Annotated in this window: 13 protein-coding genes; 5 read left to right on the top strand and 8 right to left on the bottom strand. The window is 60.5% G+C overall.

What is annotated here, in order from left to right; translation table 11 throughout:
• Positions 1-43: 43 nt before the first annotated feature.
• Positions 44-1,318 (bottom strand): NAD(P)/FAD-dependent oxidoreductase, encoded by a 1,275-nt coding sequence (locus tag RAM80_RS29070; protein ID WP_416423821.1) that lies wholly within the window; start codon positions 1,316-1,318, stop codon positions 44-46.
• A gap of 64 nt (positions 1,319-1,382) precedes the next feature.
• On the bottom strand, positions 1,383-2,054 hold the full coding sequence (locus RAM80_RS29065) for a haloacid dehalogenase type II (RefSeq protein WP_416423820.1): 672 nt from the start codon (positions 2,052-2,054) through the stop codon (positions 1,383-1,385).
• A gap of 502 nt (positions 2,055-2,556) precedes the next feature.
• Between RAM80_RS29065 and RAM80_RS29060 the strand changes: the two genes are divergently transcribed.
• Positions 2,557-3,384, top strand: a complete 828-nt coding sequence (locus tag RAM80_RS29060) for a GNAT family N-acetyltransferase (protein WP_416423819.1) — start codon at positions 2,557-2,559, stop codon at positions 3,382-3,384.
• A gap of 17 nt (positions 3,385-3,401) precedes the next feature.
• On the top strand, positions 3,402-4,109 hold the full coding sequence (locus tag RAM80_RS29055; RefSeq protein WP_416423818.1) for a cupin domain-containing protein: 708 nt from the start codon (positions 3,402-3,404) through the stop codon (positions 4,107-4,109).
• A 174-nt stretch (positions 4,110-4,283) separates the two neighbouring features.
• Here RAM80_RS29055 and RAM80_RS29050 read toward each other — a convergent pair whose 3' ends face one another.
• Both RAM80_RS29050 and RAM80_RS29045 read right to left on the bottom strand, forming a co-directional pair.
• Entirely contained in the window at positions 4,284-4,799 is a 516-nt protein-coding gene (locus RAM80_RS29050; RefSeq protein WP_416423817.1) for a helix-turn-helix transcriptional regulator, read from the bottom strand.
• 71 nt (positions 4,800-4,870) lie between these two features.
• Positions 4,871-5,131 (bottom strand): hypothetical protein, encoded by a 261-nt coding sequence (locus RAM80_RS29045; protein WP_416423816.1) that lies wholly within the window; start codon positions 5,129-5,131, stop codon positions 4,871-4,873.
• 437 nt (positions 5,132-5,568) lie between these two features.
• Here RAM80_RS29045 and RAM80_RS29040 point away from each other — a divergent pair, with 437 nt between their 5' ends.
• The 3 genes from RAM80_RS29040 (at position 5,569) to RAM80_RS29030 (ending at position 6,539) form a co-directional block, all read left to right on the top strand.
• On the top strand, positions 5,569-5,790 hold the full coding sequence (locus RAM80_RS29040; protein ID WP_416423815.1) for a hypothetical protein: 222 nt from the start codon (positions 5,569-5,571) through the stop codon (positions 5,788-5,790).
• 64 nt (positions 5,791-5,854) lie between these two features.
• Positions 5,855-6,109, top strand: coding sequence for a DUF3077 domain-containing protein (locus RAM80_RS29035; RefSeq protein ID WP_416423814.1), 255 nt, complete (start codon positions 5,855-5,857; stop codon positions 6,107-6,109).
• A 175-nt stretch (positions 6,110-6,284) separates the two neighbouring features.
• Positions 6,285-6,539, top strand: coding sequence for a hypothetical protein (locus RAM80_RS29030; protein ID WP_416423813.1), 255 nt, complete (start codon positions 6,285-6,287; stop codon positions 6,537-6,539).
• Between the two features lie 171 nt (positions 6,540-6,710).
• On the opposite strand, the gene RAM80_RS29025 is transcribed toward RAM80_RS29030, so the two are convergent.
• The 4 genes from RAM80_RS29025 to RAM80_RS29010 form a co-directional block, all read right to left on the bottom strand.
• On the bottom strand, positions 6,711-7,514 hold the full coding sequence (locus RAM80_RS29025; RefSeq protein WP_416423812.1) for an endonuclease NucS domain-containing protein: 804 nt from the start codon (positions 7,512-7,514) through the stop codon (positions 6,711-6,713).
• A gap of 67 nt (positions 7,515-7,581) precedes the next feature.
• Positions 7,582-8,853 carry a PD-(D/E)XK nuclease family protein gene (locus tag RAM80_RS29020; protein ID WP_416423811.1) on the bottom strand — a complete coding sequence of 424 codons (1,272 nt, stop codon included), beginning with the start codon at positions 8,851-8,853 and terminating at the stop codon, positions 7,582-7,584.
• A 189-nt stretch (positions 8,854-9,042) separates the two neighbouring features.
• Complete coding sequence (locus RAM80_RS29015) at positions 9,043-9,771, bottom strand: hypothetical protein (RefSeq protein WP_416423810.1); 729 nt, start codon at positions 9,769-9,771, stop codon at positions 9,043-9,045.
• Positions 9,772-9,838: 67 nt separating this feature from the next.
• Positions 9,839-16,489, bottom strand: coding sequence for a DUF3320 domain-containing protein (locus RAM80_RS29010; RefSeq protein ID WP_416423809.1), 6,651 nt, complete (start codon positions 16,487-16,489; stop codon positions 9,839-9,841).
• Positions 16,490-16,638: the final 149 nt, after the last annotated feature.

Here is a 16,638-nt window from a genome sequence, read left to right as displayed (position 1 = left end):
TCGCGGTTGGCCGCGAACGTGCTTGAAGCGAAAGCAGGTTCAATCAGTGCAAGTGGTCCTGCAGGCGGTAATACGCGCCCACCAACGGCAGGAACCACGGTTTGCCGAAATGCCCCGGAATGGCAGGCCAGTCCAGGCTGCGCCAAGGGTTGGCGGCGGCGTTGCCGTCCAGCACATCGGCCATCACCCGGCCCATGTGCACCGACATCTGCACGCCATGGCCGCTGTAGCCCATGGAGTGGAAAATGCCGTCGTGGGAGCCTGCGCGCGGCAAGCGGTCGGCGGTCATGTCCACAAGGCCACCCCAGCAATAGTCGATGCGCACCTGGGCCAGTTCAGGGAACATCTGCGCCAGGGCGGCGCGCAGAATCTCGCCGCTCTTGGCGTCCGAGCGCGGGCTGGACATGGCAAAGCGCGCCCGGCCGCCGAACAGCAGGCGGTTGTCCGGGGTCACGCGGAAATAGTTGCCGATGATGCGGCTGGTCACGTACGAGCGCTGGGCCGGCAGCAGGCGCGCCAGCACCGCCTGGGGCAGCACTTCGGTGACGATGATGAAACTGCCCACGGGCGCCATGCGCCGGCGGTACCAGTTCAAGTCCCCCACCTGCGACGCCCCGGAGGCCAGCAGCAACTGCCCGGCCTGTACCGCACCGCGCGCGGTGTGCACCTGGTAGCCGCCGGCCCTGGCCTGCCATTGGCTGACCGCGGCGTGCTCGTAGATCAGCGCACCCTTGCGCGCCGCCGCCTCGGCCAGGCCCACGCCGAAACGCCCGACGTGCATCTGCACGCCGTTGCGCTGCAGCAGGCCGCCGTGAAATTGCCTCGAGTCCACCTCGCTGCGCACGTCTTCGGCCGACAGCAGCTCGACGTCGGCGTCCACCTCGCGGCGAATCAACTCATAGGTCCTGGCCATGCCGGCGAAATGCTCGGGCTTGGCCGCCAGCTTCAACTTGCCGTTGCGCTGGTAATTGCAGTCGATGCCCTCGCTGCGCACGATGTCATCGACGCTGGCCACCGCGCTTTCATAGGCCTGGTAAAACTCGCGCGCCTGGGTGGCGCCCAGCTTGGCCGACAGCGCCGCGTAGTCCTGGGCCACCCCCGTGTTGCACTGGCCACCGTTGCGGCCAGACGCCTCGCCAATCACCCGGCCCGCCTCGAACACCGCCACCCGTGCGCCCTTCATCGCCAGCGCGCGGGCCGCCGACAGGCCGGTAAAACCGCCGCCGACAATGGCCACGTCCACCTGCCCCTCCACAGGGCCCACCTGGCCAAGGCCAAAGGCCGGTGCGGTGTCCAACCAGTAGGATTCACTGCTCATGTCTTGCTCCTGCGGGCCACGGTTGAGTGCAGCTGCCACCGCGGTGGCAGCCAGGGGCGAACGGTCAGAGACCGACCAGGCCCGGCAGGCCGCCGATGTCGGCGATCTGGTTGTACTCATAGCTGGCGTTGGCCGCAGGCTCATGGCCACGAGCAACGAAGGCCTTGTTCTTGATACCCATGTCATGGGCCGAGAACAGGTCGTAGCGGAAGCTGGAGGACACGTGCAGCACGTCTTCCGGGCCGCAGCCCAGGTTGTCCAGCATGAACTCGAAGGCGGCCAGGCGCGGCTTGTAGACCTTGGCCTGGTCGGCGGTGAACACCTTGTGGAACGGCACGCCCAGCTTGTCGACGTTGGACATGATCTGCGAGTCGCTGGCGTTGGAGAAAATCACCAGGGGGATCTTGTCGGCGATTTTCGCAAGGCCGGCGGTCACGTCCGGGTGCGGGCCCCAGGTGGGCACGGCGTCGTAGTACAGGCGCGCCTCGGCTTCCTTGAAGGCCACGTTCCAGCGTTTGCAGGTGCGCTCCAGGGCGTTCTTCAGAATCACGTCGTAGGGCTGCCAGTCGCCCATCACTTCATCCAGGCGGTAGGCCGAGAAACTCTTGACGAAGGCGTCCATCTTGTCAGCCGGCACGCGGTCGGCGAACAGCTCGCGGGTCATGGTGCCCATGTGGAAATTGGTGAGGGTGCCGTAGCAGTCGAAGGTAATGAATTTCGGGCGAAGAAAGCTCATGGTGCCGTTCCTGAGTTCGTGGAAGTCTGTGGCGCAAAGGCCCGGTATACAGTCCCGTGGAGGGCAACCCCTCCGTTGCGCAGCGACTTCATTACAACACCGTGAATTCAGCAGATGGCGTTTAAAGCGCAGCCTTGAAAACACAAAAAACCGTTTTGACGCGTTCCGGCAGCAGAGCGTGCTTCCTGCTCCACACGCGGGCAAACCGCAAAAAAGTGCGCTGTTTTGGGCCCGAAATACGGGGGTGGCGCGGGCGGCCCCAATAAACCACAGCAGATTCTGCGTCAGCGTAGACCAATGCAAGACGGGCGCCAGGTAGGTTCACAGGCCTTAACATGGCGTGTGCCTGGTATTTACTGCTGGCGGCCGTCCGGGTTGAAGCAGTTAATGTGGCGCGGCCGTCATGGCGCTGCACAATCTGCCGAACTTGCCCTGCCCTATTGCCACCCCCTTGCCGCAGGTGCGATACAAGGCGCCATCGCGACTCAAACGGAGCCTTTGCATGACTGATTACCAGTACCGCGCCATGACCGCCGCCGACGTGCCGGCCGCCCATGCTTTATCCGTCGCCTTGAAATGGCCGCACCGCGCCCAGGACTGGGCCATGCTGCAAAGCGTGGCAGACGGCTTCGTGGCCCTGGACCAGGGCCGCGTCATCGGCTCGGCCTTCGCCTGCCACCAGGGCGGCTGGTCGACCATTGGCCTGGTCATCGTCAGCGATGAATACCAGGGCCACGGCATCGGCCGCCGGCTGATGGACCTGGCGCTGGACAGCGTGGGCCCGCGCACCGCGCTGTTGAATGCCACCGTGGCCGGCGCACCGCTGTACCGGAAAATGGGCTTCGTCGAGTTCGGGCAGATCCAGCAGCGCCAGGGCACCGTTGGCGTGGTTGCAGCAGCTTCTGCCGGGCGCACCCTGAACGCAGACGATCACCCACGCATGAGCTACCTGGCCAGCGCCGCCACCGGCCTGGACCGCGGCGCGGTGATGCACGCCGTGTTCGCCGACATCGAGCAGGCCGTAGGCCTTGATGTGGACGGCCAGCTGCAGGCCTTTGCCATCATTCGCCCGTTCGGCCGTGGCCGCTGCATCGGCCCGGTGGTGGCGCAAAATGCCGCCCAGGCCCAAGCCTTGATCGCCCAGCTGCTGGCCAGCGTGCCGGACGCCTTCGTGCGCATCGACATTCCCGTGGGCTGCGGCCTGGAAGGTTACCTGGACAGCGTCGGCCTGCCCGGCATCGACACCGTCACCTGCATGAGCCGCGGCGAGATACCCCAGGCCTGCGAAGGCGTGCAGGCGTTTGCGTTGGTGACACAGGCCATTGGTTGATTGATTGAGGAAGTGACATGTCGGCTTCAGTTGCAAGGGTATTGGCGTTTGCGGATGGGCGTGCGGCGTTTCACTCCGGTGAAGCAGGCCCGCTGGCAGAAGGCGACCCGTTTGGCGGGCACCGCAGCACCGTGTTCAGCGATGAACAGGGCTTCGCTGCGGGGCTGGCGGCCGTCTCGGGCCGGTACGACGTGGCGGCCTACCCGTTCACTGAAACGCTGGTGGTGCATGAGGGTGAGCTGAGCTTTACCAGCAATGAACAGACGATTGTGCTGAAGGCCGGGGACTGCCTGGTGATCGCGCGGGGCACGGCGTTTGCGCTGGATGCCAGTGCCGACGGGTTGTGGGCCTGGTTTGCCGCCACGCGCGCCGAGGCGGCCGTGGTGCCTGGGTTGACCGTGGTGAACCGCGACCTGCACCTGAGCCCGTCGGCGCCGCCCGATGACCAGATCCTCATCAGCCGCGCGCCGCAGTGCCGGGCGCAGGGGGTGTTTGAAGAGGGCCCGCTACGAATTGGCGTGTGGGACTCGACGGCTTATGAGCGGCACAGCCGTGGGCATTTGTGCCATGAGTTCATGCACCTGACTGAAGGCAAGGTGACGCTGCGGTTGGCTGGCGGGGAGGAACTGGTGGTGCATGCAGGGGATACGGTGTTTGTGGCCAAGGGCACGTCTTGTGGGTGGTTGAGCACGGGGTATGTACGCAAATACTACGCGGTGACCTGAGGCCCGAACGCAACCCGTGGGCACTGGCTGATGCTGTGGCGGGCGCCCTTGTGGGAGCGGGCTCTGCCCGCGAAAAGAACGCCTCGGTGTACCTGGCTGAATTACGGTCCGCGTTGCTCATGACGCGGCCTGCGGCCGCTGCTACAGATATCGCGTAGCCAGTGCTGCCGGGCCTCAAAACACCGGGACAGCCATCCCAGGATCACCCGCCACCCGCGCATTTTCCTTCCTGATGTTCACCTGCATCGCCACGCGCGCCACATCCAGCAAAACGCGAGGCACCTGCTGGTACCCCTTACCCTCCATCCACCCCAGCACCTCGGCCAGATGCCAGATCGCAGAGCTGCCTTCATGCACCGGCGTTGGAAAGGTTGGATAACTGACCACCAGCTTGCGCATATTCTGCCGCGTTACCCCCATCACCTCGGCAACATCGGTAAGCCCCACCAGATCGGGTGTCGCCTCAATCAAACGGGCCTCGGGCACCGCCCGCTGAACGTCCGCCAACGCGCTTTCAACAGCTTCCCTGGCCGAAGCGGCTTCGCGCACGAATTCGAGCCCCAGCCGCCCTGGCTGGCCTACGCCGACCAATGCATCGTCACACCCCTGCTCTGCCAGGCGCTCGATAAGCGCGTCGGTGTCGGTGTCGTGGGTGGGTAGTTGGTACTTGAGAGTGAAGGTAAATTCCATCCCTGTTGCTCCGTGGATTGGCTTGCTAGGTTGCTCTGCTTGCTTTTGAACGTAATGTTGCTGGGCTTGCTTTACTCAGTTTTGAGCTTTTCCCGCTGCCGCGAGCAGTTATCTATCACCCGGCACAGCTGCGAAGCGTGGGTCGTTGGGTTCTTGGGGGTGCTCCACACACAAGTGATGCAGAACTCTCCACAACGACATTCGCTGTCGTTGAAGGGACAATAGATTTTTCCCCAAGCGTGCCCCCCTCCCAGCTTCACTACCCAACCTTGCGACTCGGCATGCTGCAAGGCTGCTTCGATTTCCTTCTTCGGATGCTTGGTACGCCCCATCAGCAGTTCTCCAGCATGGGATGACGACAATCGGTTGTCAAGTGACAACCATGCCAGACGCGCGATGCAGGGGCAAGCCGGGGACGTATCCGCACATTTCCAGAAACAAATCTATCGGAAAAATCCTAGGAAATTTCCTACAAATCCAGCGATAATTGAATAATTAGCTTACATTTTCACGCTTGTGCTCATCTCCTCCGGTTACTACTCTCCCCCCGCCGCTGCACATCAGCGGCCGGGCTTGGTCACCCGACGCTATGGACACTTCCGTGTTGCCTTCTCATGCTCCCGCATGACGTTTTATGGCAGCTGTGCGCGGGGCATCTTCGGATGCGCCGGGGTGTCCGTAGCTCGGTTGACCAACCCTCGCACAGTTGCCTCCCATTCGCTTGGTCACGACTGGCTGGTAATTCCTTCAACTCTACGGAATCTCCAATATGGTCAAGCCAACCCCTGATCCACCCTTCAGCAAAAAACCACCCCCCGGTCACCCGCTCTACGCCTCCCCCTTGCCCCAAACCGAGTTCGACCCCAAGCGCGTGGTCGAACACTTCGTGCATCAAAGCACCCTGCTAGAGGTCGCACGCCGCAACGAAGCCCTGCACACCGCCAAACCGCCTCGATGGTGGCAATTCTGGCGCTGGCGTAAAGCCTGGTAATCGCAACGCGCTGCACGTGGCTGCCCCGGGCGGCCACGCTGGTTTACACATAGGGACATTGATCATGAGCGACTTCCAGGAAACCACCGCCCTGCCCTTCGGCATGCGCGACTCGCAACAACAGCCGTTCTTCAGCGTGAACCCAGGCATCAGCCTGGAAGACACCCTGTGCCACCTGGCACACCTGCTGCGCTGCGCCTACGACTCCGCCTACGAACTCACCGACGGCGACGGCATCGAAAAAGGCCTGGCCTGGTCCACCCTGCACCACATCGAAGGCGCCAAGGGGTTGGTGGATGCGTTGATTGCCGTGAGGTAAGCCATGCCCTGCAGCAGCGGCCGTAGCCGCTGCCGCAAGGCTGCGCTGGCCCTCGGCCACACCAACACGCTCAACACAGAATTCATCTTTTCTACGGCCCCACCTGCCGCATAATGACCGTCTCACGTTCGGCTTCACGCCGGATGACGCCGTTTTTTGCCGTATGGAATGTGGAATGAACAGAGTGACCGGCCGTACCGTTTTGACCTGGGCGCTGCCCGCTTTGCTGGCCCTGCTGATGACGGGGTGCGCGAGCGATCGTTCGCGGTGTTATGCCAAAGCGCTGCCTACGCAGGGCGAAGGTGGGTTGGCGTGGGGGCCTAATGCGAAGGCTGCCGAGGGGAAAGCGGTGCGTGATTGTGCTACTTATGCGGGTAGGTCCGGGGGGACGCCGGGGACTTGTCGGGTTGTTTTGGTGAAGTGTAAGTAGGGGCTGGTTACCGCGAAGAAGATTCAGGCCCCTCTCCGCCCCCCCCTTCAACCTTGTGACAGGGGGGCCGGTGGTTTTGGCGAAAAATGAATTTCAAATCGAGCTCATGCACTCAAGCAATCGCACATCGTTTCACGAAAGTCAGTGGCTTTGAAGAGAGGGCCCTATCGGTCACTGTCCCAGAGCCACAGATCGAAGCGAGACAGCAAGGTCATACTCCATCAAGCGAACATTCGGCACCTGTGAAGCCGCATATCGCAGTTTCCGCCCAATATTCGATGCCACAATAATTCCGTATACATTCCGTTCGCCCGCAAGATGCTCCTTCACCCACCCCATATACCTAAGGATCTGCCCCATTGCCGCATCCGCCCCTCGCCCTACTTTCAGTTCGAGCACATAAAAATCACCGTTCCCCGTAGCCAGAATATCAATTGGGCCAACATCCGTCTGAAACTCCACACCATCGCGATCAACTGCGTGGTAAAGCGAAAGAGCTACGTCATGGCCCGGCAATTTGGGAAGCTTTTTAGCGAGGTAGTCACGCAGGTGAGCCTCAAGAGCGAACATTCCATACGCCTCATCCGGCGAATGTTCGTCCTCGATTATCGACAGCGAATTCTCGTCAACTCCTTCCGCAAGGCGAACGCTCAATGTTCCGTCAGCTGACTTCGCAATTTCCCATACGCCATGTTTTTCAGGCTGATACCAAACAACTCGGCCGCGACCCGTGCTGTATAGGTAGTCGTAGTCCGACTCAGTGAGGCGCGGCTTTTTGTTCTCTCCGTAGTGAATTCGAGATGGATGGTTCACTGCGCCAGAGATGATGCTGCAAGTCATAGAGCTGCCATTGACATCAGCTCCATACATTGACCTAACTTTGGCCCTGATCGCAGCGTATGTACATTCACCACTCATCTGCTGCACTGCTTCGCGAACCATCTGCCAGACGGCCAAGCGGGGAACATCAGTCACCGCGCGCTCCTATAGAAATATCCATCAGGTTAATACAGGTTAGTAAATACCGTCGCGCCCGACTTGCCTAAGAACAGACCGTCTTCAAGCGAACGGCGTACTCTTCAAGCTTGCGGATAAGATCATTAACGCCGACCTCCTTTTGGAGCACCACTTTACGCCATGAAGTACCTTGATGCTTACCAAATCGGCTGTCAAATACTATGAGGAATTCGCGCAATCGTTCACCTTCCGCTTCGGAAGTTGCGAAGCCCGTATCAAGAATCAATGCAACGTCGTATTTAGTCTTAGTGCTATCTGTGTACCTGACATGAAGGTACACTGGCCACCAGTCTTCGCCTTTGAACCGCTCCCAGCCAGGAGGGCAGATATCGAGCCACGCTCGGGCATGTTCGATATTCTCTCGGCTGAAACCAGGCACCTTGGCCACCAACGTCTCCTTGATAGACGCCATGCCCTGGGTTTCACGAAGGAAAGAAAAAGCTGCCTTGTTCTGCAGCATGAAAATCATGTACGTAGAGCTGCCGTCTTGCAGCCAGCATTTTTCGAGACGACCAGTGTTGGCTTCAAGCAAATGCCTGATTGCGGCACCATGGGTTTGATGCAGCTCCGCAGCCAAGGTAATGGCTCGCTGACTCGCGGGGCTCTCCCAATCAGTCTGCCGGTTGCAGTAGCTCACCACCAACCTGGCGGCCGCATTACCGCGCTCTACGTGCAACAATGCACGATCAGCCGATGCTTTCAGCCAGTCATAACCCAAATGCAACCAATAGCCATTGGAAGGCCGGTCAGACCAGTCACCCCCGACAAAATCCCTATCGAGTGCAATAAAGACGCTGTCGTAATCTTTTAGATGGGGATTACTGGCTACGGTGTCTTGCCAGCTGGCACGGTAACCGTCCAGTTGGTTTTGGCTGTGAGCCGTGCCTGCTTTATTCTCAATCAACAACACAAACTTGTTGTCTGGGTCAATCACGAACAGATCAACCCGTTCAGTGGCCTTCAGCCCTAATTCACGAGCCGTAAATACGCTGCCGAAGCTGGCAGTGCGAATTCGCGATGGCGGCCAATCGGCAAAGAAACGAGCCGTAGTGCTTCTGCCATCCAATCCACACTCGGCAGCTGCTTGAGTGGCGGTGATCAGCAGGTCTCGGACAATCTGATCACCTTGGCCATGCCCTTCGCGAGGGTCAAATAACCAAGCCAGAAAATCCGAGTGCTGGTTTTCGCTCAGGTTGATGACGTCCAAAATGTCATCGCCGATTTTCAGGATTTCACAGAGTTCGGACAGTTTAGGGGCACACAGGAACGCTTCTACAGCTTCAGGTGTTGCATCCATGCGCTAATGCTCACTACGTAAGAGAAGTGGGAGGCGTTACCATGGGAGCCCCATTGGCGACGCAGTTCAGCTAGCGCTATGCCGAGCGGTCATTCGGTCGTGCAACGCTCTAGCCGGGAGAGATGATGGCCAAATAGCATCCTCAAGAGCAACAAACACTCCACCGGTACAGATCAAAAAAGATTGTTCTCAGCAACCTCGTTTGATTTCATTCGGCAACGTCCAACGAGCTCCGCAGCGATTTACGGTTGGCCCTTCCAAGACCCTGTCGTCTTGTGGTGCCTTGAGCCAAAGCGGCTCGGGATCGATAGAAATAAGATAACTGTCTTCCACGAACTGTTGCTGGTCACGCGGCCGCCCCAGCTGCCCGCTCTGCCCTAGCGCCTCCAGCGCATGCCCGAAAGCGTGAATACGCTCCACATCATGAACATAAGTAAAGCCCTGTCGGCCCTGCACCAGCCAGGGAAACCGGTCCATCAATTCAGCAAGAAACGGCGCGGAATTGTCTGCGCCGAAATACCAGAAGCGATCCGTCCCCTCCGCCAGATAAACCCTGCGCCCTTGGTCATGCCTGAACGCTTCAATCCAGTTGTGCTGAGCCGATGGCAACCTCCGCCATCGGTCGTTCTCGCGAAAGTACAGGTTATCCCCATACTGCTGCTCAATAGAACCATCCGGGTCGGGGCGCTTCGCTGGAAACTGGTGGAAATACTCGTCCATACCGAGCACCTTCGTCAGGCGCATTGCGTATACCAGCCGGTTACCGGTGGCCTTGGTCGAATGCCCGACGACCCAGTCCCCCGGTACCAGGCGCACATTCATGTGATTGGGCGTACACAGCGCCAGCGAACATACGCCAAAGAAAGGGTTGGGGGCTAAGCCCGAATCATGCGTCATTACGTACTTGAGCAGTTTCATCCTTACCCTCTGACTGACTGTACAAACATCGAACTGCTGGAACGGATATCTACCCCCTTGGCAGCGGCTACTCCCCTCGCCGCCGAACCGCCCGCTCAATCCGCGCCCGCCCCGCATGCGTCAACTTCTGCACACCCGCCTCGCGCGACACCGCATATACCAACGCCTCCCCCGATAACCCACGCACCACCATCTCCTCTACCAGCGCTCCGAGCTCGGGCAAGCAAATCTCCATCAAACTCCGAATCGCATCCTCTTCATCCGCCCCCCGGAAAACAGCCAAGCCATCGTGCTCCAGCGCTGCCGGCCAATAAAACACGCCGACCTGTTCTTCCTCATGAGAGCGGAAACGTCCTTTCGCCAACTGGTCGACACGATCCCGAATCCGCGACCCTGTACGCACCCAGCCATGGGCCCGTGCGATACGGCGCGCCAGCACCGTGTCGAGCACGGGGCCTTCTTGATCGATTACATAGGTAATCATCTGCTCAAGAACCGGGGTGTATCCCGCATCGAAGAACCGATCCGGGTCCACGCCGTCCACTGCCTGAGCCGGGTCTACTTCGCGGTAAACCGGACGGGCAACCGTGAGCGCGTGCAACGCTGGCGCGTGAGCCGCCGCTGGTGCAGGTGCAGGTGCAGGCGTCGCGGCGCCTGCATAAAGCACCTGTGGCAATGCGCCGTCCGGATCATTCGCCCCCGGCGCTTGCACGTCTGGCGCCAGTACTTGCCCCACCTCATCAGCAATGGCGATAGCCTCGGCCACCGCAGCGTCCACCTGCTGCCGGGCGGCTTCTTGCGTGGCATCTACCTGTGCCTGTTTAGCGCGAGCGTTCGCCAGCAGCGCCGAAAGGCTCTGATGCACTTTTTCCGCTGTACCGGCCGCGTCAACCCACCAGTCCGTCGACCAGATGCGTACGATGTCCCAGCCCAGGCCGCGCAGCACGTGTTCACGCAGTTTGTCGCGGTCACGAGCCGTGGCACTGCGGTGGTAAGTGGCACCATCGCATTCCACGCCCGCCAGGTAGCGGCCAGGCGCGTCGGGGTCGACGACCCCCAGGTCGATGCGGAAGGACGACACTCCGATCTGGGTGTGAACCTGCCAGCCTTTCTTCGCCAGTACTGCGGCCACTGCTTCTTCGAACGGGCTGTCGAAGCCGCCCACGCTGCCGGAGTTGGCCTCGACCAATGCGGCTGCACCGCGCTCGGCGAATTCCAGGAAGTGCTTGAGGTCCTTGACGCCGACGGCTTGTGTGCGGGCCAGGTCGATAGACTCGGGGCGCAAGCTGGAGAACACCAACAGTTCATGCCGAGCCCGGGTAACGGCCACGTTAAGCCGGCGCTCGCCACCTTGACGATTCAGAGGGCCGAAGTTCATGGACATCACACCCGCTGCATCCTTGGCGTAGGTGATCGAGAAGTAAATGATGTCACGCTCATCACCCTGCACGCTTTCCAGGTTCTTGACGAACACCGGCTCAAGTTCCGATTCGGCAAAATACGGCTCCAGCGACGGGTCTTTGCGGCAGGCGTCATCCAGCAGGTCGTGGATGAGTTTCTGCTGCTCGCCGTTGAAGGTCACTACGCCCACGGTTTGGCCAGACGCCCGGAATTCAGGAGATTTCAACCTGGCGACCAGATGCGCAACCAGCGCCCTTGCTTCAACGGGGTTGGTGCGGGACCCGCCTTTCTCGTACACGCCCGCCACCGGACACAGCTTGACCGCTTTGTCAGCCGTGTGGGGCGAAGGGAACGTGACCAGTTTCGAGTTGTAGTAACGCTGGTTGGAGAACGCGATCAGGCTCTCGTGGCGGCTGCGGTAGTGCCAGTTGAGGTTGCGAGTGGGCAGGTTGGCGCTGATGCATTCATCGAGGATGCTTTCCAGGTCAGCTTCAACATCTTCATCTTCAGCCGTGGACTCAGCGCGATCAAAGAACGAGGTTGGCGGCAGCTGCTTCGGGTCTCCGACCATCACCACCTGGCGCCCGCGCGCCATGGCGCCGATAGCGTCCCACACGGGGATCTGTGAGGCCTCATCGAAAATCACCAGATCGAAGGGCGCAGTACCAGGCGGCAGGTATTGGGCAATCGACAGCGGGCTCATCAACAGGCAAGGCGTCAGCTTGGTCAACGCCTCGGGAGCCCGACTCATCAGTTCACGCAAAGGGATGTGTCGGGTTTTCTTGCCCATCTCATGGCGCAGCAGCCCCCATTCCGAAGATCGGCTGACGCTGTCCTGGCTGGGCAGGTCCGCGCACAGCCGTGCCCGTAGCCAATCACGAGTCAATGCGGTAAAGCGGTCATCCAGCACGCGAAAATCGCGAATGCGCTGTTCGTGTTCAACGCTGACGAAGGTACGAATGACGGCTTCGTTGTCGACCGTCGCGTTCAACCACCAACGGGCGTAGTTCACTTCGAGGTGGCGGCGGACACTGGCGACGCCGGTGCTGCCGACTTCCATGGATTCCACCAAGGTGCCCAAGCCCAGCACATAGGCTTCATCCCTAACCTTGCGCCAGGCGCACCAGGATTTCAGCCGCGGCTCGGACAGGATGACGGTATGGCAACTTTGTTTGAACGAGTCCAGGGTCTGCTCGACGACGGCCGCCGCTCCTGGCCCGGTGAAATGCCCTACCGTGACGAACTGGTCGGTGCGCTCCGCCAATTGCGCGAGCTTTTCGCGCAAGGCTACCCCGCCCAGGACAATGGCCCCCTCGGGCTCGAGAAGCGCGTTGCCATCGCCAAGCAATGTGTTCAGTGGCGCTTTATAGGACGATATCTGCTCAGGATTCAGCGCCAGCTTGGCGAGCGCAGTGGCCAGCCGCGCCTGGAATGCGATGGCTTGACGGGCGTGTTCGAGCTTGGTTTTAAGGTCGCTCCACAACGGAACCAACTCTTTTAAATCCACCAGATCAGCCAGCTGTCGTTCGACCCCTGACCGCTGGCGAAGCAGCTCGAAGTCAGCCTTCAGCAGGGCACCGCAAGTACCGGCCTCAACCAGTGAGTGCTCGTCCGACAGCTTGCCGCGCTCGACGATTTCATGCTTGTCGGCCTGGAATTTAAGCGCCGCACGGAGCCCATCGACGTAAGTATCCAGCCCTTTCCACAAGCCGTGCACTTGCTGGTCGAGGGAACCCAGTTCTACCATTTCACCATCGAGCCGCACTATTTTTCGCAGTCGGCTGAGCTCTGCTTTCAACGCTTCGCCCAGGTGGCCTTGATCTACCGCTTCGAATCCTTCATCCGTCCAAGTGTTGTTTGCCTTCTGCGCGCTGATCGCCTGCTGCAATCGAAGGCTGACTTTTAAATGCAGGGCATTCGACTCGGCGCCCTTCCAAACCGCAGCCGCTTCGCCGGTCGGTTCAAGCGCATGGATGGCTTTGCGTACGGCGCGAATCTGGCTCCAGGTATCCAGGTCCTTGCCCGCATCCAGTTCACCAGGCGCTGCTTGCGTAGCCGCCAGCACGGCCGTGATTTGCCGCTTGGCAAACCAGGACTTGGGCCAAAAGGTGGCTTCGGCCGCATTCCATTGCTGCTGTAGCTGGTCGATATTCAACGCTTCGACGGAGTCGGCATAGCTCACCGACAACTGCTGCTTGAGCGCCGCTATCTGCGCCAACAAGCCAATCGCCTGGGCCAGTACCGTCTGGGTCGATTCGGACCAGACCGGGCCCACCTGCTCCAACGTCTCACGGCGTTGCTGGAGTAAGTCCAAGGCGTGCTTCGCTTGAGTGACTACGGCTGACGGCCAGGATGCCGAAAGGCCGGCGCTCAGTTGACGATGTTGCTCGATGTGCTCACAGCCGTCCCCCAACCGCTGGGCCAAGGTACGGGCATCGGGCCTCAGGGCGAAGCGCCAATCATGCCCTGCCGCTTCAGGCAGAACCTCGGACAAGGCTGACAAGCCCTGCAAGCCAGTGTGTGTGAGAGCTGCCGAAGGTAACCCAGTCAACTCGATAAACTTATCTGCGGCGCGCTGGACGGCCTCAGCTGCCGGAATGGCGTCGCGCGCAGCTTGTACAAAATGCTGCTGCCAGTGGGGCGACCAATCTGTCTGCCCGACTACAGACAGTGCATGGCCTGCCAGTTGGTCGAACCCGACAGCCTGAGCGTTGGCCTCCAGCCGGTCGCCCACTTCACGCAGGTCAAGCAACGCCTTGTGGTCGTGGAACTCCGGGGTCGGCCACGCCAACGAAACATGCGGCACGTCTACGCCGTCAGTGACGACACCAATGGCTTCATAGATGGAATAACCGTTACGGTGGCGACGGTGCAGACGTTCCACATACAGGTTCAAGCTGTCGCGCAGCGCACTCAAACGCAGTGCTTCGGCCTCCCACGCGGCGGTGTCGACCTGCCCCTTGGCTTCCCAGGCAGATTGCAGCTGAGCCAGCACATCGGTCTTCCGGGCCTTGCTGGAGTGGACCTCCAGACAGAACTCCCCAAGCCCGATTTCCCGAAGCCGGCGATACACCACATCCAGCGCTGCGATCTTCTCAGAAACAAACAGCACGCGGCGGTTCTGGGCGATGGACTGCGCGATCATGTTGGCAATGGTCTGGCTTTTACCCGTGCCTGGCGGGCCGATCAGCACGAAATCCTTGCCCTTGGAGGCAGCCATCACGGCGGAAAGCTGCGAGGAGTCGGACGGCAGCGGGCAGAACACGTCGGCCGGACCGAAGTCACGGTCCAGTGCCCGGGCCTCAGGGAACGTCAGGTCAGAAGCGAACGAGTCTCGCGGCGTGTCCAGCAGGTGCTGAACCACCGGACTTTGCCGCAGGTGCGCCTCGTTCTCCGCCAGGTCCTTCCACATCAGGTATTTGGCGAACGAGAACATCGACAGCACCACGTCTTCATTCAGCTCCCAACCTGGAACGTCCTTGATTGCATGACCGACATGCCGCCAGATTCCAGCGATATCCAGGCCTGAGTCGTCCTGGGGCAGCTCGTGCTCGAGCGACCCGAGCCCAAGCTCGAAGTCCTGGCGCAGCATCTCGATAAGCGTGGGGTTGAAGCGTGGCTCATCATCATGCAACACGATGGAGAAACCAGACCGGGCACTCCTACGTTCAAGCGTAACGGGGATCAACACCAGGGGAGCGCGGTAGCGTTGGTCGGCGCGATCCTCGCGTGTCCAACTGAGGAAGCCGAGTGCCAGGAATAGTGTGTTAGCCCCACCCTCCTGCAACGCGGTTCGGGCACCGCGGTAGAGTTCAGTGAGCCGTGAGTCCATTTCCGCACCCGACAGCGCGACGAAGACTTCCCGCCGCTTCAGCGCATCCTCGGCATGGCGACGCCGCACATCTTCCCGCTCACGCTGTTCGTAGAGCGCACGCTCGCGAGGGTCCGCGCCGTCCATCAAGTCTGGGCGGGTCAGCAGGCGAAGTGATTGGCCACTGGCCAGGAGATCCTCGAGCGCACCCGGGTCTGGCGCTTCGAGCTTGAGGGCGCGCTTGCCGGTCTTGAAGTTGAGCAGGTTATTCTTGAGGGAAAGGTCCAGGAGCTTACGCTGCCAGCGGCCCAGGCGGTCTGCCGGGTCCAGTCTGGAAACATCGACGTCTGCTACCTGAGCGTTATCGACTGGCAGATCCGCGTTACTTTCAACGCCAAGATTCGATATCCCGGCCTCATCAGTGTCAACCGGGCGCGCGACTTGCGCTTCCGCGCTAGCAAGCGGTTTGATGCGCTGTAGACGTGCTCGCCGAATATCCAACAGCATCTGGAATGGCACTTCCGCGTCTTCGGCAACCTGAAGGGTTCCCCGCTCCGCCGCATAAGAGAATGAACAAATGGGGTGCTGGGTAATGAGGGTCGTCTCGAACAACACCAGCTCTTTTAGCTTGACCCGCTTGCGGATAGTGGTGACGTCGTCGACCAGCGCCGTGGTGAACTCCTCGGGCTTGAGCCACAGGCCGGCGAAAGCATGGCCATGGGTAAAGACCATCACCGGGTTTAGACCAGCCTGCTCCAGTGCCGCACAGAAAAACAACGCCAGGTCCAGGCACGTGGCCAAGCCGGTATCGGTGACTTGGCTGGGGCTGCGGACCTTTTGACCAAACTGCTCGAAACTGGCGGGCGGTAGCGCGTAGTCCAGCTTCATGCGCGCCACGGCAGCCCAGATCGCCGAAGCCAACTCCCACGCCCGCTTGGCGCCCCCTTCGTAGCCATCCAACGCCGACGGCCTGTCGCTTTTGCGCAACACATCCGCCGCCTGCTTGAGCAAGCGTTCAACGGCGCTGTCGTTCGGCTGCACAAAGGCGGCGGTCATGTCGGGTATGTGTGCCAGACCGCCCCACTGGTTGCGAGGTAACAGTTCAACCACATGCTCAGTGCGCAGCACCTCTGTGCGGCCAGCGCCGGCTTCACGGTCGTCGGCTTCGAGCAAGAAAGTGAAGGTTGAGCTTTCTGCTTCTGTCAGACGCCCGAGCAATGCGCCGTCGAGCACCAGGTCAAGGCCAGGGATGATCTGGAATGCTCCGGCACTGATCTCATCAATGCGCCAGATCTTGGGTTTGAACACCGCTGGCGACGAAGTCAGGGTAAGCGTTGCATTCAAGTAACGCTTATCCGTTTCGTTCAGAATCCGCAGTTCGCGAATGACCGGAATAGCGTTTTGGAAATCTGCCAGGTTAAGTTTGGAAACCAGCGTGGCGAGGATTTTGAGTTCTTTGGGCAGCGGGGCTTCAGGTGCCGGAACAGGCTGAACGGAATCGTCCATGTGCAACCATCCTTGTCATGGTGCCCAAGGGAGTGCGGACGAGCGCCCGATCTTGGTAGGCCCCGCTCAGGCTAGTGGCGCGATGATAGCGCTTCTTGGGTGGGGTGGTAATCAGCCTTTGGTCGTCGGACGCGTGTTCTGTAGCGGAT

The organism is Pseudomonas sp. App30, from assembly GCF_047947025.1.
In the GTDB taxonomy this organism is placed as follows: domain Bacteria; phylum Pseudomonadota; class Gammaproteobacteria; order Pseudomonadales; family Pseudomonadaceae; genus Aquipseudomonas.
The sequence above is the reverse complement of the archived record's forward strand: the minus strand, read 5'-3'. Positions and strand labels throughout refer to the sequence as shown.